General features: G+C 72.6%; 3 protein-coding genes. All 3 read left to right on the top strand.

Features of this window, described 5'->3' with window-relative positions; genetic code table 11:
* Positions 1-2,776: beta-ketoacyl synthase N-terminal-like domain-containing protein (locus V8688_RS17365; protein ID WP_342801234.1), on the top strand; the 2,776-nt coding region annotated here is incomplete at its 5' end.
* Positions 2,679-5,900, top strand: a complete 3,222-nt coding sequence (locus V8688_RS17360) for a type I polyketide synthase (protein WP_342801233.1) — start codon at positions 2,679-2,681, stop codon at positions 5,898-5,900. The genes V8688_RS17365 and V8688_RS17360, both read left to right, overlap by 98 nt.
* Positions 5,897-21,625 carry a type I polyketide synthase gene (locus tag V8688_RS17355; protein ID WP_342801232.1) on the top strand — a complete coding sequence of 5,243 codons (15,729 nt, stop codon included), beginning with the start codon at positions 5,897-5,899 and terminating at the stop codon, positions 21,623-21,625. The genes V8688_RS17360 and V8688_RS17355 overlap by 4 nt, the downstream gene beginning before the upstream one ends.

Below are 21,625 nucleotides of genomic sequence, written 5' to 3'. Positions count from 1 at the left end.
CGGCTACGTGCGACGCTCGACCCGCCCGGCGCACGCGGCGGCCGCGCCGGTCGGCGCCCTGGCTGCCCAGCTGGCCGAGGTCCCCGAGGCGCGTCGCGGCGAACTGATCCTCGATGTCGTGCTGACCCAGGCCGCCGCGGTACTCGGCCACGAGTCGGGCGGCGATATCCGGCCGGACCAGCGCTTCGACGAGATCGGCTTCGACTCCCTCGGCGGCGTGGAGTTCCGCAACCGGCTCGGCAAGGCCACCGGCCTGCAACTGCCGTCGACCCTGGTGTTCGACCACCCGACCCCGACGGCGGTGGCCGAGCTGGTGCGGTCTCGCGTCACCCCGGCGACCGGCGGTCCCACCGCCAAGACCGTGCGCCGGGTACGGGCCGACGAGCCGATCGCGATCGTCGGCATGGCCTGCCGCTTCCCCGGCGGCGTCGAATCACCGCAGCAGCTCTGGGATCTCGTCGCGTCCGGCATCGACGCCACCGGCGAATTCCCCGCCGATCGCAGCTGGGATCTGCCGCGCCTGCTCGACGCCGACCCCGACAAGCCCGGGACCGTCTATACCAATCGCGGCGGATTCCTTTACGACGCGGGCGATTTCGATCCCGGCTTCTTCGGGATCAGCCCGCGCGAGGCGTCCGCGATGGACCCGCAGCAGCGACTGCTGCTCGAGGTCTCCTGGGAGGCGCTCGAGGATGCGGGGATCGACCCGATCTCCCTGCGCGGCAGCGATACCGGCGTGTTCGCCGGCGCGGGAGCCTCGGGCTACGTCGACCGGGTGGTCGGCGACCTGGAGGGCTACCGGCTCACCGGCACCACCAGCAGTGTGATCTCCGGGCGCGTGGCCTACGTCCTCGGACTCGAAGGGCCCGCGGTCACCGTGGACACCGCGTGCTCGTCGTCGCTGGTCTCCCTGCATCTGGCCTGCCAGGCGCTGCGCCAGGGCGAGAGCTCGCTGGCGCTGGCCAGCGGCGTGACCGTCGCGGCGACCCCCTACCTCTACGTCGATTTCGCCCGGCAACGCGGCCTCTCGCCGGACGGGCGGTGCAAGGCGTTCTCCGACGCGGCCGACGGCGTCGCGTTCTCCGAAGGCGTCGGCGTGCTGGTGCTGGAACGGCTCTCCGACGCCCGGCGCCTCGGCCACGATGTCCTCGCCCTGGTGCGCGGCACGGCCGTCAACCAGGACGGCGCCAGCAACGGGCTGACCGCGCCGAACGGCCCCTCCCAGGAGCGGGTGATCGCCCAAGCGCTGGCCAGTGCCGGACTCACCCCCGCCGACGTGGACGCGGTGGAAGCGCACGGCACCGGCACCCCGCTGGGGGACCCGATCGAGGCCAACGCGCTGATCGCCGCCTACGGCCAGGACCGCGGCGAGCGCGAACCGCTGCGCATCGGCTCCATCAAATCGAATATCGGGCACACGGTCGCGGCGGCCGGTGTCGGCGGCGTCATCAAGATGGTGCAGGCGCTGCGGCACGAAACGCTGCCCGCCACCCTGCACGCGGACGTGCCCTCCCCGCATGTGGATTGGTCGGCGGGGTCGGTGCGCCTGCTGACCGCGCCGGAACCGTGGCGTGCGGGCGGGCCGGTGCGCCGGGCCGGTGTGTCGTCGTTCGGTGTCAGCGGGACCAACGCCCACGCCATCCTCGAGGAAGCGCCCGCCACCCGGTCGAGCGTCGTCGCGCGCGCCGCCGATGGTCCGCGCACGGTGCCGCTGCTGGTGTCGGCCAAGAGCCGGACCGCGCTGGCGGCCCAGGCGGCGCGCCTGCGGACCTGGCTGCTCGAGCATCCCGACACCGATCCGGTCGACGTCGCGTACTCGCTCGCGACGGGCCGCGCGCAGCACGAGTACCGCGCGGCGGTCCTCGGCCGTGACCGCGACGACCTGCTGGACCGTCTGGGCAAGCTGGCCGCCGGTACCGCCGCGACCGGCGTGCTGTCCGGCACGGTCGGCGCCGGGAAGACCGCGTTCCTGTTCACCGGTCAGGGCGCGCAGCGGGTCGGCATGGGCGCGGGTCTGGCCGAGGCGTTCCCGGTCTTCGCGACCGCCCTCGACGAGGTGTGCGCCCGGTTCGACCCGCTGCTGGGGTGCTCGCTGAAGCAGGCGATGTTCACCGGAGGCCTGGTCGACGATCAGGGCGTCGCCGCGGCGAGCGGGGTCCTGGACCGGACCCGGCTGACCCAGCCCGCGCTGTTCGCCTTCGAAGTGGCGCTGTACCGGCTGGTGGCGTCGTTCGGGCTCGTCCCGGACCTGGTGATCGGACACTCGATCGGGGAATTGGCCGCGGCGCACGTCGCGGGGGTGTGGTCGCTCGACGACGCCTGCGCGCTCGTCGCGGCCCGCGGCGCGCTGATGGACGCGCTGCCCGAGGGCGGGGTGATGCTGGCCGTCGCCGCGACCGAAGCCGAAGTCGTCACGGCCATCGCGGAATTCGGTGATCGGGTGTCGATCGCCGCGGTCAACGGGCCTGCCGCTGTGGTGATCTCCGGCGACGAAGACGTCGTCGACGCCCTCGATCGGCTGTTCACCGAGCAGGGGCGCAAGACCAGCGGGCTGCGGGTCTCGCACGCGTTCCATTCGGCGCGGATGGAACCGATGCTGGCCGAATTCGCGACGGTCGCGGCGGGTGTCACCTACCACTCGCCGCGGATTCCGCTGGTGTCCAACGTCTCCGGCGNCGATGCTGGCCGAATTCGCGACGGTCGCGGCGGGTGTCACCTACCACTCGCCGCGGATTCCGCTGGTGTCCAACGTCTCCGGCGCGCTCGCCGGCGATGAGATCCTGGCTCCCGCGTACTGGGCCGCGCAGGTGCGCGGCGCGGTGCGGTTCGCGCCGGGCGTCGAGACCCTGGTGACCTCGGGGGTGCGCCGATTCCTCGAGATCGGCCCCGACGCCGTCCTCGCGGCGATGACCCGCCAGAGCCTGCCCGCCGAGCTCGAGCAGCGCGCGGTGGTGGCCGCGGCGGCCCGGCGCGAGCACGACGAGGTCGAGCAGTTCCTGACCATGCTCGCCCAGGCCCACACCGCCGGCGCGAAGGTGGAGTGGAACGCACTGTTCACCGCGGGCCACGCAGCCCGAGTCACCCTGCCCACCTATGCCTTCGAGCATCGGCGATTCTGGCTCGACCCAGCGCCGGGCGATTCCGGCACGGGGTCGGCGGACCACCCGCTGCTCACCGACGTGGTGCGGGTGGCCGATCGCGACGAGTGGCTGTTCACCGGCCGCTTGTCGCTGCGCACCCATCCCTGGATCGCCGACCACATGACCTACGGCGTCGTGCTCGTGCCGAGTGCCGCGCTCATGGAGATGCTGCTGGTCGCCGGGGCTCGCATCGGGTGCGGCGCGGTCGAGGAACTGACCCTCGAGGCGCCGATCCTGCCGCCGCCAGAGGGCGCCGTGGAGCTCCAGGTCCTGGTGCGGGAACCGGATTCGGCGGGCCGCCGGTCGTTCACCTTCCACTACCGCCTCGCCGACGCGGCCGACACCGCATGGACGCGCAATGCCAGCGGCGTGCTGAGCGGTCATCAGCTCACCGACATCGGGCTGATGGCGATGCTGCGCGCCGAACCGTGGCCGCCGGTCGGGGCCACACCCGTCGATCCCGCCTGGATTCCGGCCCAGGTGGGCCGGGTGGCCGGCCTGGAATACGGGCCGTCGTTCTACGGGATCGACGGCGCGTGGCGCACCGGGGACACCATCTTCTCCGAGGTCACCCTGAGCCCGGAGGTCCCGGTCGACCGGTTCCGGCTGCATCCGGCACTGTTCGACATGGTGATGCACGCCGGACTGGTCTGCCTGATCTGGTCCGCGGAAGCGAACAACCCCGCCGAGGGCAAACTGCTGTTCCGCTGGGGCGCGACCCGCTTCCACACCACCGCGACGGTGACGTCGCTGCGGGTGATGGCCATCCAGCGCGACAGCGAGACCATCACCGTCGTCGCCGTCGACCAGGACGGCAACCCGGTCGTCTCCATCGACGAAGTGGTCATGCGTTCCTACGACGTCCAGCAGTTCCGCGCCAACCTGGCCGGTGGCCGGGCAGGCCGATACGGAGTGCGCTGGACCGCGGCCGCGACGCCGGACGGCCTCGCACCGCCCGGCAGCGCCGCCGTGCTCGGTGTCGCACCGATCCTCGGTGTCGACGAGCGCTACCCGGATCTGGCGGCACTCGCCGCGGCGGCAGCGGTGCCCGACCTCGTCGTCTGGTCCGAAGCGGCGGCTGCGCCGCAGGACGCGCTGACGGGGGACCGGGTACGGGCCGCGCTGGACACGGTGCGCGGCTGGCTGGCCGACGACCGGTTCGCCCGATCACGGCTGGTGGTCGTCACCCGGCGGGCGGCCGGGCTGCCCGAGGAGACGCCCGAGATCGCGGCGGCCGCGGTCACGGGCCTGATCCGCAGCGCGCAGACCGAGTACCCGGGGCGGATCGTCCTGGTCGACGCCGACGCGGCACCGGTCTCGGCCGACGCGATCCTGGCCGCGGTCGCGACCGGCGAACCGCAGATCGCGGTGCGCGGCGATCGCGTCCTGGCGCCGCGACTGGAACCGGTGACCGCACCGGCCACCGCGCCGGTCTCCTTCGGTCCGGGCACCGTGCTGATCACCGGCGGCACCGGAGGATTGGGTGCGTTGCTGGCCCGGCACCTGGTCACCGAACACGGTGTGCGGCGGCTGCTGCTGGTGTCGCGGCGCGGTGAAAATGCCGAGGGCGCGGCAGAACTCGCGCGGACACTGGCCGGGCTGGGCGCCGAGGTGCGCATCGCCGCGTGCGATGTCACCGACCGCGACGCGCTGGCGAAGCTGCTCCACGACCTGCCCGCCGAGCATCCGCTCACCGGCGTCGTCCACACCGCGGGCCTGTTGGCGGACAGCACGTTCCACGCCCTGACCGCCGATCAGGTCGACCGGGTGTTCGCGCCGAAGGCCGACGCGGCCTGGCACCTGCACGAACTCACCCGGGACCTGGAGCTGTCCGCGTTCGTCCTGTTCTCCTCGATCGCCGGCGTGCTCGGCTCGGCGGGGCAGGCCAACTACGCCGCGGCGAACAGCTTCCTGGACGCTCTCGCCATCCGGCGCCGGGCCGAGGGGCTGCCCGCGCTGTCGCTGGCGTGGGGGCCGTGGCAGCCGGACCTCGGCATGACCGGCACCCTGGACCGGCTCGCCCTGAGCCGGATGGAACGCCTCGGCCTGGCCCCGCTGGACCGCACCGACGGCCTGCGCCTGTTCGACGAGGCGCTGACCAGCGCCGAACCGGTGCAGGCCCTGGTCCACCTGGACACCGACAAGCTCCGCATCGAAGCGCACACCGGCCCGGTGCCCGGCGCCCTGCGCGGCTTCGTCCGCACCAGGGACCGCGCCGCAGCGACCACGAGCACCGAACCCACGCTCGGGGAGCGCCTGCACGGGGTGGCGGAGGCCAAGCGCCGCGGACTCGTCCTGGATCTGGTGCGCGAGACCGTCGCCGCCGTGCTCGGCTACGCCTCGGCCGACGAGATCGCCCCCGATCGCGGGTTCGACGAACTCGGATTCGACTCGCTCGGCGCCGTCGAGTTCCGCAACCGGCTGGCGAACCTGACGGGTCTGTCGCTGCCGTCGACCCTGGCGTTCGACTACCCGACCGCCGCAGACCTCGCCGACTACCTGCTGGCACGGACCACGGTGACCGCACCGGCCGCGCCAACGGCGGCGCCCGACGACATCGCCCGGCTCGAGTCGCTGCTCGACCGGATCCTGGCTACCGCGGGCGACGACGACGAGACCGTCGCCGGTCTGCGCGGTGTCAACAACCGCCTGCGCACCTACCTGTCCGGCCGCTGGCCGGACACCGAGTACGACGATCTCGACCTGCCGTCCGGCAGTGAGCTCTTGGATTTGATCGACGAGGAGTTTGGCCCAGCATGAGCAACCCCGGCACCAGCAACGAGGAACGACTCAGCCGGTATCTGCGCAAGCTCACCGGAGACCTCCGCGCCGCCAAGAAGCACATCGACCAGCTCGAGGAACGGGCCGCCGAACCGATCGCGATCGTGGGCATGAGCTGCCGGTATCCCGGCGGTGTCGAGACCCCGGACCAGCTGTGGGACCTCGTCGCGACCGGCACCGACGCGGTCGGCCCGTTCCCGGCCGATCGCGGCTGGGACCTCGAGCGCCTGTTCGACCCCGACCCCGACGCGGCGGGCAGCATCTACACCCGCGAGGGCGGGTTCCTGGACGCGGCGGGCGACTTCGACGCCGCCTTCTTCGGGATCGGCCCGCGCGCGGCCGAAGCGATGGACCCGCAGCAGCGGCTGTTCCTCGAAGCCGCGTGGGAGGCGCTCGAGGACGCGGGCATCGACCCGGTGTCGTTGCGCGGCAGCGACACCGGCGTGTTCGCCGGTGTGATCCATCAGGACTACGGTCCGCGCGTGGGTTCGCCCGGCCTGACGGCCGAGGCGGAAGGTCATGCCTATCCCGGTGTTTCGGCCAGCGTGCTGTCCGGGCGGGTGTCGTTCACCTTCGGCCTCAAGGGTCCGGCGCTGTCGGTGGACACCGCCTGCTCGTCCTCACTGGTCGCCCTGCACCTCGCGTGCCAGGCGCTGCGGCAGGGCGATACATCGCTCGCGCTGGTCGGTGGCGTGACCGTGATGTCGGATCCCACCCTGCTCATCGCCTTCGGCCGCCAGCGGGCGCTGTCACCGGACGCGCGCTGCAAGGCGTTCGCGGCCGGGGCGAACGGCACCGGGTTCTCCGAGGGCCTGGGCATGCTCGTGGTCGAGCGGCTCTCCGACGCCCGCCGCCACGGCCACCCGATCCTCGCGGTCGTGCGCGGTACGGCGGTCAATCAGGACGGCGCCAGCAGCAGGCTGACCGCGCCGAACGGTCCCTCGCAGGAGATGGTGATCGCCCAGGCCCTGGCCAACGCCGGGCTGACGCCCGCCGACATCGACGCCGTCGAAGCGCACGGCACCGGCACCACCCTCGGCGACCCGATCGAGGCGCAGGCCCTGATCGCCGCCTACGGCCGCGATCGCACCGGCGAACCGTTGCGCATCGGTTCGCTCAAGTCGAACATCGGCCACACCTCCGCCGCGGCGGGCGTCGGCGGCGTGATCAAGATGGTGCAGGCGATGCGGCACGAGATGCTGCCCCCGACACTGCATGTCGACGCGCCCACCCCGCAGGTGGAATGGTCGCCCGCGACGGTCCGGCTGCTCACCGAGGCGGAGCCGTGGCCCGCCGGCGTGCGGGTGCGGCGTGCGGGTGTGTCCTCGTTCGGCGCCAGCGGCACCAACACCCACGTCATCCTGGAAGAGGCGCCCGCTCCGGTCGAGATCGCCGTCGAGCCGTCGGACGAGGACCCGCCGCCCGCCGTGGCGCTCGGTGTCACCCCGCTGCTGCTGTCCGCGAAATCCGCTCCGGCCCTGCGTGATCAGGCCGCCAAGCTGCTGCGATGGGTAACCGAGCAGCCCGCACTGCGGGTCGACGATCTCGGATACTCGCTGTCGACCACGCGTGCCCGGCTGGAGTGGCGCGGTGCGTTCGTGGCCGCCGACCGGGACGGGATGCTCGCCGGACTGACCGCCCTGGCGGAGTCCTCGCCCGCGCCCGGGGTGGCCACGGGCCAGGCGGTGCTGCGCAAGACCGCGTTCCTGTGCACCGGCCAGGGCGCGCAGCAGGACGGGATGGGACGTGCGCTGTATGCGGCGTTCCCGGTGTTCGCGGCCGCGCTGGACGAGGTGTGCGCGCAGTTCGATCCGCTGCTGGGAGTCTCGCTGCGGCAGCTGATGTTCGACTGCGCCGACGGCTCGCTGCATCGCACCGAGTACACCCAGCCCGCCCTGTTCGCCTACGAAGTCGCGCAGTACCGCCTGTGGGAATCCGTCGGGGTGACACCGGATGTGCTGCTCGGTCATTCGATCGGTGAGCTGACCGCCGCGTACCTGGCCGGCGTGTGGTCGCTGCCGGACGCGTGCCGGGTGGTGGCGGCGCGTGGCCGTCTCATGGGGCGGCTGCCGGAAGGCGGCGCCATGCTGGCCGTCGCGACGAGCGAGGCCGAGGTCGCCGAGGTGTTGACCGCCTCTGTGGACACGGTGTCCGTCGCGGCGGTGAATTCGCCGACCGCCGTGGTGGTTTCCGGTGACGAAGACGCGGTGACCGCGCTCGAGCGGCTGTTCGCCGACCGCGGCCGCAAGACCTCGCGGCTGACGGTGTCGCACGCGTTCCACTCGGCTCGGATGGACCCGATGCTGGCCGAATTCGAGTCCGTCGCCCGGGGCGTGACCTATCGGCGTCCGCAGGTTCCCCTGGTCTCGAACCTGTCCGGCGAGCTCGCCGGTGACGAGGTGCTCGAGCCCGCCTACTGGGTCCGGCAGGTGCGCGAGGCCGTGCGGTTCGGCCGCGGCGTGGACACGCTCGTGGCCTCGGGCGTGCGCCGGTTCGTGGAGATCGGCCCGGACGCGGTGCTGTCCGCGATGACCCGGCAGTGCCTGCCGGACGAGATCGAGGCGCGGTCACTGGTGGTCGCGGGCGCGCGGCGCGGACAGGCCGAGGTCGAACAGTTCGTGCGCTGCGCGGTGAGTGTCGACACGGTCGGCGTCGACGTCGACTGGGCGGCGTTCTTCGCCGCGCGGCCGGTCGCGCGGGTCTCGTTGCCCACCTATGCCTTCCAGCGCCGTCGCTACTGGCTCGAGACCTCGGCCGGTGCCGCCGACGTCGCGTGGGCCGGGCTGGGTGCCGTGCGCCATCCGCTGCTGGGCGCGGTGGTGTCGGAACCGGAATCCGGCGGTGTCCTGCTGACCGGGCGGCTGTCGGTCGCGACTCAGCCGTGGCTGGCCGACCACGTGGTCGCCGGCTCGGTCCTGCTGCCGGGTACCGGATTCGTGGAGCTGGCGCTGCGCGCCGGTGCCGAGGCCGGATATCCGGTGGTCGAGGAACTGACCTTGCAGGCCCCGCTGCTGCTGCCCGCCGCGGGTGGGGTGCAGGTCCAGGTGGTGGTGGGCGGGGCCGACGACGACGCCCCGCACCGGTCGGTCTCGATCTACTCGCGTGGCGAGCACGACCGCGACGGACAGTGGCTGCTGCACGCGCGCGGTCTGCTCGCCGGGGAGCCGGCGCCGAGCCTGACCGCCGCGCCGACCTGGCCGCCCGCCGCGACCGAGGTCGACGTCGAGTCCGCGTACGCCGAGCTGCTGGCGCGGGGATACGAGTACGGTCCGGCCTTCCAGGGCGTGCGCGCGCTGTGGCGCCACGGTGCCGAGGTCTTCGCCGAGGTCGCCGTCGACGCCGAGACCGGCGCCCGCGCGGAAGGATTCGGTATCCATCCCGCGCTGCTGGACGCGGCCATGCAGGCCGGTCTGCTCGCCGGGGTAATGGACAGCGCTGCCGATGCGGCACGGTCGCCGTTCGCGATCCCCGCCGGACAGGTGGTGCTGCCCTTCTCGTGGGAGTCGGTCTCGCTGCACGCGGCCGGCGCGTCCGTGCTGCGCGTGCGGCTGGCCTCGACGGGATCATCGGTGGCCTTCACCGCGACCGACGAGCAGGGCCTGCCCGTGCTGTCGGGAACGCTGACCACCCGGCGGACGCCGCTCGACCAGCTGACCGCCGGCGTGGGCAAACCCGCCGCGCCGCTGCTGGAACTGACCTGGTCACCGGTCACGGCCGAACCCGCCACGACACCCGCGACCATCGGCCGATGGGAGCGGCTCGACGCGGCGTCGCCGGTCCCGCCGGTGGTTGTCGTCGACGCCGGAGCCGGCGGGACCGGGAGCACCGGCGCGGACACGGTGGCGACCACCCACACCGAACTCGCCCGGATCCTCACCGTGATCCAGCAGTGGCCGGCACAGGACCGTTTCGCCACGAGCACCCTGCTGATCGTCACGCGCGGCGCGATCGCGCTTCCCGGCGAAGACCTCCTCGACCTCCCCGGTGCCGCTGTATGGGGCCTGGTGCGCTCCGCGCAGTCGGAGGATCCCGGCCGGATCGTGCTGGTCGACGCGGACACCGTCGTCGACGAGCATCTCGCGGCCACCGTCCTGGCCGTGGGCGAACCCCAGGTCGTCGTCCGGGCGGGCGTCACCCACACCGCCCGACTCACCCGGCGCACCGGCGTGAACACTACGAGTACCGCCGCTACCACCGCCTTCGGCGAGGGAACGGTGCTGATCACCGGTGGCACCGGTGGTGTCGGTGGCGTGATCGCGCGCCACCTCGTGGCCGAGCACGGGGTGCGGTCGCTGCTGCTGGTCAGCCGTCGGGGTCCGCGGGCGGACGGCGCGGCGGCGCTGTGTGCCGAGCTGGCCGAGTCCGGCGTCCAGGTGCGGGTGCTGGCATGTGATGTCACCGATGCCGCCGCCGTGGCCGCGCTGCGGGGTGAGGTGCCCGAGCAGTGGCCGTTGACCGGGGTGATCCATGCCGCCGGTGTCCTCGACGACGGGGTCATCGCCTCGTTGACCGGCGAGCGGATCGACACCGTTCTGGCGCCGAAGGCGGATGCCGCCTGGTATCTGCACGAGGCGACCGCGGACCTGGACCTGTCCGCGTTCGTGGTGTTCTCCTCGGCCTCGGGCACCGTCGGCGGACCCGGGCAGGGCAACTACGCCGCCGCCAATACCTTCCTCGACGCGCTGGTGGCGCATCGCCGGGCCGCCGGGCTGGCGGGTCAGTCGTTGGCGTGGGGGCTGTGGGCCCGCTCGAGCGGGATGTCCGGGCAGCTCGGTGACACCGACGTGGCCAGGATGAGCCGCAGCGGATTCACCGCCATGCCGGACGCGCAGGCGCTGGCCGGATGGGACGCGGCCATCGCCCACGGCGCACCGCATGCGGTGATCGCCGTCCTCGACACCGCCGCGATCAGGGCCCAGGCCGAGGCCGGGCTGTTGCCCCCGCTCCTGCGCGACCTGGCGCCCGCGCCGCGCCGCGCCGCCACCTCGACAATGGTGTCGGACTTGCGGATTCGGTTGGCCGGGGCGGACATCGACCGGCAACGGCAGCTGGTGCTCGACACCGTGCGCACGCACATCGCGGCCGTGCTCGGTCACGACAGCGTGGCCGCGATCGATCCCGGCCGGGCCTTCCAGGATCTCGGGTTCGATTCGCTGAGCGCGGTCGAGCTGCGCAACCGGCTCAAGACCGTCACCGGTCTCGCCCTGCCCGCCACGGTCGTCTTCGATTACCCGACACCGCAGGCGCTGGCCGAGCACCTGGCCGAGGAATTCCTGGGCACGGCCACCGAGATCGCGGTCGTCGCGGACCGGGCCGTCGACGGCGATCCGATCGCGATCGTGGGTATGGCCTGCCGCTACCCGGGCGGCGTCAGCACGCCCGAGCAGCTGTGGCGACTGGTCGCCGACGGCGTCGACGCGGTCACGGAGTTCCCGGTGAATCGCGGGTGGGACACCGCGCGGATCTACGACCCCACCGGCGAGACGCCCAACACCACCTACACCCGCGAGGGCGGATTCCTGCACGGCGCGGGCGAATTCGACCCCGCCTTCTTCGGCATCAGCCCCAACGAGGCCGCGGCGATGGACCCGCAGCAGTTCCTGCTGCTGGAGAGCTCGTGGGAGGCCTTCGAGCGGGCCGGGGTGGATCCGGCGGTACTGCGCGGCAGCGCGACCGGCGTCTTCACCGGCATGATGTATCACGACTATCCGGTCAACGCGAACTCCGGTTCCCTCGCCTCCGGCCGGGTGTCGTATGTGTTCGGCCTGGAAGGGCCGTCGGTCACCGTCGACACCGCGTGCTCGTCGTCGCTGGTCGCGCTGCACCTGGCGGCGCAGTCGCTGCGCTCGGGGGAGTGCGATCTCGCGCTCGCCGGTGGTGTCGCGGTGATGGCCACGCCGGAGACGTTCGTGGAGTTCAGCCGTCAGCGGGGGCTGGCGCCGGACGGGCGGAGCAAGTCCTTCGCCGATGCCGCCGACGGTGTCGCCTGGTCCGAGGGTGTCGGGGTCCTCGTGCTGGAGCGGCTGTCGGACGCGCGCCGCAACGGTCATCCGGTGCTGGCGGTGGTCGCCGGGTCGGCGGTGAACCAGGACGGCGCGTCGAACGGTCTGACCGCGCCGAACGGTCCGTCGCAACGGCGGGTGATCCGGCAGGCGCTGGCCAATGCCGGGGTCTCGCCGGTCGAGGTCGACGTGGTCGAAGCGCACGGCACCGGGACGACGCTGGGTGATCCGATCGAGGCGCAGGCCCTGCTGGCCACCTATGGCCGGGACCGCCCCGAGGATCGTCCACTGTGGCTCGGCTCGCTGAAATCCAACATCGGGCACTCGCAGGCAGCTGCCGGTGTGGGTGGTGTGATCAAGATGATCATGGCCATGCGGCACGGTGTGCTGCCCAAGACGCTGCACGTGGACCAGCCCAGCACCAAGGTGGACTGGTCCGCGGGACACCTGCGACTGCTGACCGAGGCGGTCGAATGGCCGCAGGTCGATCGGCCACGTCGCGCGGGCGTGTCCTCGTTCGGCATCAGCGGCACCAACGCGCACGTGATCGTGGAACAGGCTCCGGCGGTGGCGGATTCGGTGTCGCCCGGCGCTGCCGCGGGGCTGCTGCCGTGGGTGCTGTCGGCGCGCGGTGACGAAGCCCTCGCCGCGCAGGCCGCGCGGTTGGGTGCGCAGGTGGATGAATTCGGTTTCACTCCACAGGATGTCGGGTTCTCGCTGGTCGCCACGCGCGGTGTGTTCGAGCATCGCGCCGTGGTCCTGGCCGAGGACGCGGCTGGTCTCCGGGCGGGAATCGCGGCGCTGGCCACCGGTTCGGCCGCCGCCGGTGTGGTGACCGGCCGGGCGGTGGCGGGCGCCACAGGTCTGGTGTTCTCCGGTCAGGGCGCGCAGTGGGCGGGTATGGCGGCCGAGCTGTGTGCCGCGTATCCGGTGTTCGCGCGGACTTTCGACGAGATCGTCACGGGCGTTAATCCGCTGCTGGAACAGTCGTTTTCGCTGGTGGACGCGCTCGCGGACGACGAGGCGGTCGACCGGACGGTGTTCGCGCAGGCGGGCCTGTTCGCCTTCGAGGTGGCCCTGTTCCGTCTGCTCGAATCCTGGGGCGTTCGCCCGGATGTGGTGGCCGGTCATTCGATCGGTGAGATCGCCGCCGCACACGTGGCGGGCGTGTTGTCCCTCGGCGACGCCTGCGCCCTGGTGGCGGCCCGCGGCCGGTTGATGCAGGCGCTGCCCACGGGCGGGGCGATGGTCGCGGTGGGTGCGCCGGAAGCCGAGGTGTCGCCCCTGCTGGGCGAGTCGGTATCCCTCGCCGCGGTCAACGCCCCCGGCGCTGTCGTGCTGTCCGGTCCAGGGGATGCCGTCGCGGCCGTGGCCGAGGTGTGTGCCGAGCGCGGATGGCGTACCCATCGGCTGCGGGTCTCGCACGCCTTCCACTCGACGCTGATGGAGCCGATGCTCGCCGAATTCGCCGCGGTGGTCGGGGAATTGCGGTTCTCGCGGCCGAGCATCGAGCTCGTGTCGACCGTGACCGGACGCCGGGTCGAGGACGAGCTGTCGGACCCGGCCTACTGGGTCGAGCAGGTCCGGGCGACGGTGCGGTTCGCCGACGCGGTCGCCACCATGGCCGAGTTGGGGGTCACGCGGTTCGCCGAGGTGGGACCCGATGCCGTGCTCACCCCGATGGTCACCCAGATCGTCGACGACACCGCCGCGACGGTGGTGGCGCTGGCGCGCCGCGACCGCGCAGACGCGTCGTCGGTGCTGAACGGCGTCGCGGGTCTGTTCGTCTCCGGCGGGGTCGTGGACTGGGCCGGGGTGTTCGCCGGTACCGGTGCGCGCCGCGTCGACCTGCCCACCTACGCCTTCCAGCACGAGCGGTTCTGGCTCGATGCCAAGCAGGCGCTGGCGACATCGTGGCTGGGCGCCGAGCTGGGTGGGGTCACCTCCGTCGGTCTCGACACGGTGGATCATCCGCTGCTCGGCGCCGTGGTGGCACATCCGGAGTCGGGCGGAATCAGTTTCACCGGCCGCTGGTCCCCGGCGACCGTGCCGTGGCTGGCCGATCACAGCGTGCTCGGTGTCGTGCTGCTACCGGGCACCGGCTTCGTGGAGCTGGCCGGCTATGTCGGCGGACTGCTCGGCTGTCCGATGGTGGACGAACTCGTCCTGCACACCCCGTTGACGGTGCCGGCCGACGGCAGTGTCGCGGTGCAGGTCGTCGTGGCCGCCGCCGATGACACCGGCCGCCGACGGCTCGGTGTGTACTCACGGCACCGCGTCGACGGTCCGTGGGCCCGCCACGCCGAAGGCGTGCTGGCACCGGCGGACACGACCGCCGATTTCGAGCTGACCGCCTGGCCCCCGGCCGGCGCGCGGCCGATCGACGTCGACCGCGCCTACGACGAATTGCTCGATGTCGGTTACGGATACGGCCCGTTCTTCCAGGGCTTGCAGGCCGCCTGGCAGCGTGGCGACGAGCTGTTCGCCGAAGTGTCGCTGTCCGATCCGCGCGATGCCGCGGGCTTCGGCATCCATCCCGCGCTCTTCGACTCGGCGCTGCACGCGGGGATCATCCACGGGCTGCGCGGCGGCGTCGAGGGCTTCCCGGCACTGCCGTTCACCTGGAACCAGGTTGTCGTGCACGCGGCGGGTGCCGCCGCGGTGCGCGTTCGCATCGTGCTGGACGGCACCAGGTATGCCCTGCAGATCGCCGACGACCAGGGACAGCCGGTGCTGTCGGTGGGCGCCTTGATCTCGCGCCCGGTCTCGGCCGAACGACTCGGTGCGGACCGGATCTCGGAATCGCTGTTCGCCGTCGACTGGGTGCCGGTCGCCATGCCGACGGCGACGGTCGCACCGCAGCGCATCGCGGTGCTCGGTGCCTCGAGCACGGGCGAGGTACGCGGGTACCCGGATCTCCCGGCCCTGCTCGCCGATCTCGACGCGACGCAAGAGCCGGTGATCCCCGAGCTCGTGCTGCTCGTCGCGCCGGACCCCGAGGGCGCGGTGCCGGAGGCGGCTCGCGCGGCCCTGGCCGGTGTCCTCGACACCGTGCAGCGGTGGCTCGCCGATCCCCGCTGCGACGATGCGCGGTTGGTCGTGCTCACCACACACGCGGTCCATGCCGACGAGGTGAACCCGGTGCAGGCGCCGGTGTGGGGGTTGCTGCGCGCCGCGCAGGCCGAACACCCCGGCCGCTTCCAGCTCCTCGACCTGGATGCCGATCCCGACCCCGTCCGGATCGCGGCGGCCGTCGCGGCCGGGGAGCCCGAGGCGGCACTGCGCGCGACGACGCTGCTCGTCCCGCGCCTGACCCGCCAGACCGCCGGCACGATCACGCGGTCGCTCGATACCGGCACGGTCCTGATCACCGGTGGCACCGGCGGTTTGGGCGCGGTGTTCGCGCGGCACCTGGTCACCGCGCACGGTGTTCGGCACCTGCTGCTGACCTCGCGGCGCGGTGCGACCGCGGCCGGTGCGGCCGAGTTGCGTTCCGAACTGGTCGAACTCGGCGCCGAGGTCACCATCGCCGCGTGCGATGTGGCCGACCGCGCCGCCCTGGCCGCCCTGCTCGACTCGGTGCCCGCCGAGCATCCGCTGGTCGGTGTGGTGCACGCGGCGGGCACCGCCGACAACGGGCTGATCGAGGCGCTCACTCCGGAGCGGATCGAGCGGGTGTTCCGGCCCAAGGCCGACGCCGCCTGGCATCTGCACGAACTCACCGCCGAGCGCGCGCTGTCGCTGTTCGTCCTGGTGTCCTCGGCCGGCGGCCTGGTCCTGCCCGCCGGGCAGGCGAACTACGCGGCGGCCAACGTCTTCCTCGACGCCCTCGCCGCGCACCGGCACCGGCTCGGCCTGCCCGCGATCGCGCTCGACTACGGCATGTGGGCACGCGCCACCGGGCTCGGCGCCGAACTGTCCGAGGCCGACTTCGACCGGATGCGCAGGCAGGGCTTCCCGCCGCTGACCGAGGCGGAGGGGCTGACGCTGTTCGACGCGGCCATCGCCACCGACACCGCCCAGCTGGTACCCCTGCGCGTCGATCCGGCTGTGCTGCGCACCAGGGACGAACAGATCCCGGCGCTGTTGCGCGCGATCGCACCGGCCCCGGCACGTCGTCCCACCCGCACGGCGGCGGGCCAGGCGTTCCTGCGCAAGCTCGCCGGGCTCTCCGATGCCGATCGCGGCGGCGCCCTGCTCGACCTGGTCCGGTCGGTGGCCGCCGACATCCTCGGGCACGCCTCGGCCGAGGCCGTCGTCGCCGATCGGCCGTTCCAGCAGCTCGGCTTCGACTCGCTCGGCGCGGTGGAGTTCCGCAACAAGCTCAACGCGGCGACCGGTCTGCACCTGCCCGCCACGCTCATCTTCGACTACCCCACTCCGGGGATCGTCGCGGAGTTCCTCGATTCCCAGCTCACCGGCACGGGGGCGGCCGAGGAACGCGTGGTCGGCCGGGTCCGCGCCGACGACGAGCCGATCGCGGTGGTGGCCATGAGCTGCCGCTACCCGGGCGGCGTCGCCTCACCCGAGGACCTGTGGCAGCTGGTGACCTCCGGCGGCGACACCACCGGGGACATGCCGCTCGATCGCGGCTGGGACCTCGACGGCATCTACGACCCCGAACCCGGCAAGCCGGGCAAGACCTACACCCGCCGCGGCGGATTCCTCTACGACGCCGCGGAATTCGACGCGGACTTCTTCGGGATCAGCCCGAACGAGGCCACCGTCATGGACCCGCAGCAGCGGGTACTGCTCGAGGTCTCGTGGGAGGCGCTCGAGCGCGCCGGTCTGGATCCGGCGGTGCTGCGGGGCAGCGCGACCGGGGTGTTCACCGGCGTGATGTACCACGACTACGCGCAGGGCTCCGGTACCGGCAGCAGCGCCGCGGGCAGCCTGGTCTCGGGCCGGGTCTCCTACGTGTTCGGGCTGGAGGGGCCGTCGGTCACGGTGGACACGGCGTGCTCGTCGTCGCTGGTCGCGCTGCATCTGGCGGCGCAGTCGCTGCGGTCGGGAGAGTGTGAACTCGCCTTGGCCGGTGGTGTGGCCGTGATGGCGACCCCGGACATGTTCCTGGAGTTCGGCCGTCAGCGCGGGCTGTCACCGGACGGGCGATGCAAGTCGTTCGCCGACGACGCCGATGGTGTCGGCTGGTCCGAGGGCGCGGGCGTGCTCGTGCTGGAGCGGCTGTCCGACGCTCGCCGCAACGGCCATCAGGTGCTGGCGGTGCTCGCGGGTTCGGCGGTCAACCAGGACGGTGCGTCCAATGGGTTCACCGCGCCCAACGGTCCCTCGCAGCAGCGGGTGATCCGCCAGGCGCTAGCCAATGCGGGAGTCTCGGCCGTCGAGGTCGACGTCGTCGAAGCCCATGGCACCGGAACGACGTTGGGTGATCCGATCGAAGCGCAAGCCCTGTTGGCCACCTACGGCCAGGATCGCGCCGAGGATCGTCCGTTGTGGCTGGGCTCGCTGAAATCGAACATCGGTCATGCGCAGGCGGCGGCCGGTGTGGGTGGCGTGATCAAGATGATCATGGCGATGCGGCACGGGGTGCTGCCGCGCACTCTGCACGCGGATCAGCCCAGTACCAAGGTGGATTGGTCCGAAGGACATGTCCGCCTGCTGACCGAATCGGTCGAGTGGCCCGCGCTGGATCGGCCGCGGCGCGCGGGGGTGTCCTCGTTCGGCATCAGCGGCACGAACGCACACGTCATCGTGGAACAGGTGCCGCCGGTGGCGGATTCGACCACGCCGACCGACCGGCCCGACGGCCCGACGCCGTGGGTGCTGTCCGCGCGCAGCGGTGCGGCGCTGGCCGATCAGGCCGCTCGGCTCGTCGCCCGAATGGACGATCTCGACCCGATCGACGTCGGCTACTCGCTGGCCGTGACGCGCGGCGTCTTCGAGCATCGGGCCGTCGTGCTGGCCGGAGATCGCGCCGACCGGTCTGCGGAGCTGCGGGCCTTGGCCGACGGCACCGAGCCCACGCGGGTGGTGCGCGGCCGGGTGGTGTCGGGTTCGACAGGCTTCGTGTTCTCCGGGCAGGGTGCGCAGTGGGCGGGCATGGCCGCCGGACTGCGCGGCTACCCGATCTTCGCCGAGCACTTCGACGGCATCGCCGCTCGACTGGAACCACTGCTGGGACAGCCTGATTCGCTGACTGTCGCCCTGGGTGACGAGGAGCTGAGCGGCCGGACGGTATTCACCCAGGCGGGCCTGTTCGCCTTCGAGGTGGCGTTGTTCCGGCTGCTGGAGTCGTGGGGTGTGCGGGCCGAGGTGGTGGCCGGTCATTCGATCGGTGAGATCGCGGCCGCGCACGTGGCCGGGGTGTTGTCGCTCGACGACGCGTGCGTGCTGGTCGCGGCGCGTGGCCGGTTGATGCAGGCGCTGCCCACCGGCGGCGCGATGGTCGCGGTGGGCGCGCCGGAAGCCGATGTGCTGCCGTTGCTGATCGACGGGGTGTCGATCGCCGCGGTCAACGGCCCGTCCTCGATCGTGCTCTCCGGCATCGACGCCGAGGTCTCCGCGGTGGTGCAGCGCTGTGCCGAAAACGGTTGGCGGACCCACCGGCTGCGGGTCTCGCACGCGTTCCATTCGGCGCTGATGGAGCCGATGCTGGCCGACTTCGCCTCGGTAATCGAAGGTTTGACGTTCGGCCGGCCGAACGTGCCCGTGGTCTCCACCGTCACCGGTGCTCGGATCGGCGACGAGATGTCGGACCCGGCCTACTGGGTCGGGCAGGTCCGCGACACGGTGCGCTTCGCCGCCGCGGTCGCCACGATGGCCGAGCTGGGGGTCACCCGGTTCGCCGAGATCGGGCCCGACGCGGCGCTCACGCCGATGGTCGCGCAAGCTCTCGACACCGCGACGACGGTCGCGCTGTGCGCCCGCGAGCACGCCGATCCGTCGACCCTGCTGACCGGGTTGGCCCGGCTGCACGTCGCCGGCACGCCGGTGGACTGGTCCGCCCTGTACGCCGGGTCCGGCGCACGGCGAATCGACCTGCCCACCTACGCTTTCCAGCGTCGCCGTTACTGGATGACCGAAGGCGCCGCCGTGGGCGACGCCCGATCCATGGGACTGCTGGCGACCGGCCACCCCCTGGTGTCGGCGGTCATCACGCACCCCGATTCCGACGCGGTCACCCTCACGGGTCGCCTGTCGGCGCAGGCGCAGCCGTGGCTGACCGACCACCGGGTGCTCGACACCGTCGTGTTTCCCGGCACCGGGCTGGTCGAACTCGCGCTGCACGCCGCCGAGCAGGTCGGCTGCTCGACGGTGGCCGAGCTGGTCCTGCAGGCACCGCTGGTGCTCACCGAGACCGGTGGTCTCGCACTGCGCCTCGTGGTCGGTGACCAGGACCCCGCCGGACAGCGTGCGGTGCGGATCTTCTCCCGTCCGGACGACGGCGACGCGGCGTGGACCCTGAACGCCGAGGGCCTTCTCGCGACCGACGCGCAGGTCCCCACCACCGCGCTCACCGCGTGGCCGCCCGCCGGCGCCCAGCCCCTGCCGCTCGACACGGTCTACGACGACCTGCTGGACGCGGGCTACGGATACGGCCCGTTCTTCCAGGGCCTGCGCGCGGTATGGCAGCGCGGGGACGAGGTGTTCGCGGAGGTCGCGCTGCCCGAATCGGTCGGCGCCGACGGCTTCGGCATCCACCCGGCGCTGTTCGACTCGGCCCTGCACGCGCTCCTCGCCGCTGCCGACCTGCCCACGGACGGCATCGCGCTGCCGTTCGAATGGTCGGGTGTCACCGTGCACGCGGCCGGAGCGACCGCCGTCCGGGTCCGGCTCACCCGGGTCGGCGACCACGGCGCCACGCTCGAGCTGGCCGACCAGTGGGGCGCGCCGGTGGCCACCGTGCGTCACCTGGCGTCCCGGCCCATGGATCCCGCCCAGCTCACGGCGGGCGCGGCTACCGTGGGTAACGCGCTGTTCCGGGTCGAGTGGACGCCGATCGCGGTGTCGCGCACCGAGATCGACGCTGTCGCGTGGACCGACCTCGGTGTCGAGGTGCCGGCGGTCGCGGTCCTGGACTGCCCGGCGGGCAACGAACCTGCCGACATCCGCGCCGCGACCCATCTCGTCCTGTCGGCGCTGCACACCTGGCTCGGCGACGAACGGTTCGCGGATTCGGTGCTCGTCGTCCGGACCGAGGGAGCGGTCTCCGTCGCCGGGGAGGACATCACGAATCTCGCCGGCGCGGCGGTCGGTGGCCTGGTGCGCTCGGCGCAGTCCGAGAGCCCCGGCCGGGTCGTCTCGATCGACGCGGACGCCGATCTCGACGGGCTGCTGGGCGGGATCCTGGCCACGGGTGAACCGCAGGTCGCGGTGCGCGACGGGCAGGTCACCGCCGCACGGCTGGCCCGCCTCGGTGCCGCCGCGAGCGGCACGGTCGCGAGTCCCGCTGTCGCGCCGGAGGAGACCGTGCTGATCACCGGTGCCGGTGGCCTACTGGGTCGGATGTTCGCCCGGCATCTCGTGGATGCGCACGGGGTCCGCCGACTCCGGTTGCTCAGTCGCCGGGGCGAATCCGCGCCCGGCACCGCCGAGTTGCGGGCGGAGCTCGAGGGCGCGGGCGCGCACGTCGACATCGACGCGTGCGACGTCGCCGACCGCGACGCGCTCGCCCGCGTCCTGGCCGACATTCCCGCCGAGCACCCGCTCGTCGCGGTGTTCCACCTCGCGGGCGTCCTCGACGACGGCGCCGTCGCCTCGCTCACCGCGGACCGGATGGACACCGTCCTCGCCCCCAAGGTCGACGCCGCGCTGCACCTGCACGCGCTGACCAGCGACCTGCCGTTGAAAGCCTTTGTGCTGTTCAGTTCGGCGGCAGGCGCGTTCGGCAATACCGGGCAGGGCAACTACGGCGCGGCCAACGCCACCCTCGACGCGCTCGCGGCGCACCGCAGGGCCACCGGCCGACCGGGTCAGTCCCTGGCCTGGGGGCTGTGGGACGGCGGCATGGCAGGCGAACTCGGCGAGGTCGATCGGCTGCGCATGACCCGCACGGGCATGCTGCCGCTGTCGCGAGCGCAGGGCCTGGCCCTGTTCGACGCCGCGACCCGCCTCGACACGGCGGCCCCGATCCTGGCCCGGCTCGACCTGGCCACCATGCGCGACGCGGGCTTCGCCCCCGCCCTGCTGGCCGGGCTGACCGCGCCACGCCGGACCGCAGCCGTGGACGCGAGCGCCGGGCTGCGCGCCCGGTTGGCCGAGACCCCGGACGGCGAGCGACACGGCGTGCTGGTCGAGATCGTCCGCGGTCAGGTCGCCGCGACCCTGGGCCACCGCGACGCCCACGCCGTCGACGCGGATCGGGCCTTCAACGAACTCGGCTTCGACTCGATCACCGCGATCGAGTTCCGCAACGCCCTCAAGACCGCCACCGGTCTGGCACTGCCCGCGACGCTGGTGTTCGACTACCCGACACCCGCGGCGCTCGCCGAGTACCTCCACGACGAGCTGACCGACCGGCAACCGCACGCCGATCACCCCGATGCCGAGATCCGCCGGGCCCTGCAGACCATCCCCCTCGCGCGGCTGCGCGACGCGGGCCTGCTGGACGCGCTCCTGCATCTTGCCCAGGGTCAGCACAGCCACGACGAGCCCGATCAGCCCATCACCGAGGAGTCGATCGACGACCTCGACATCGATGACCTGATCGATCTGGCTTACCACAACTCCTCAGAGGACTGA

This window comes from Nocardia sp. No.11, assembly GCF_038752175.1.
Lineage (GTDB): Bacteria > Actinomycetota > Actinomycetes > Mycobacteriales > Mycobacteriaceae > Nocardia > Nocardia canadensis.
This window is presented reverse-complemented; position numbering and strand designations above follow the sequence as displayed.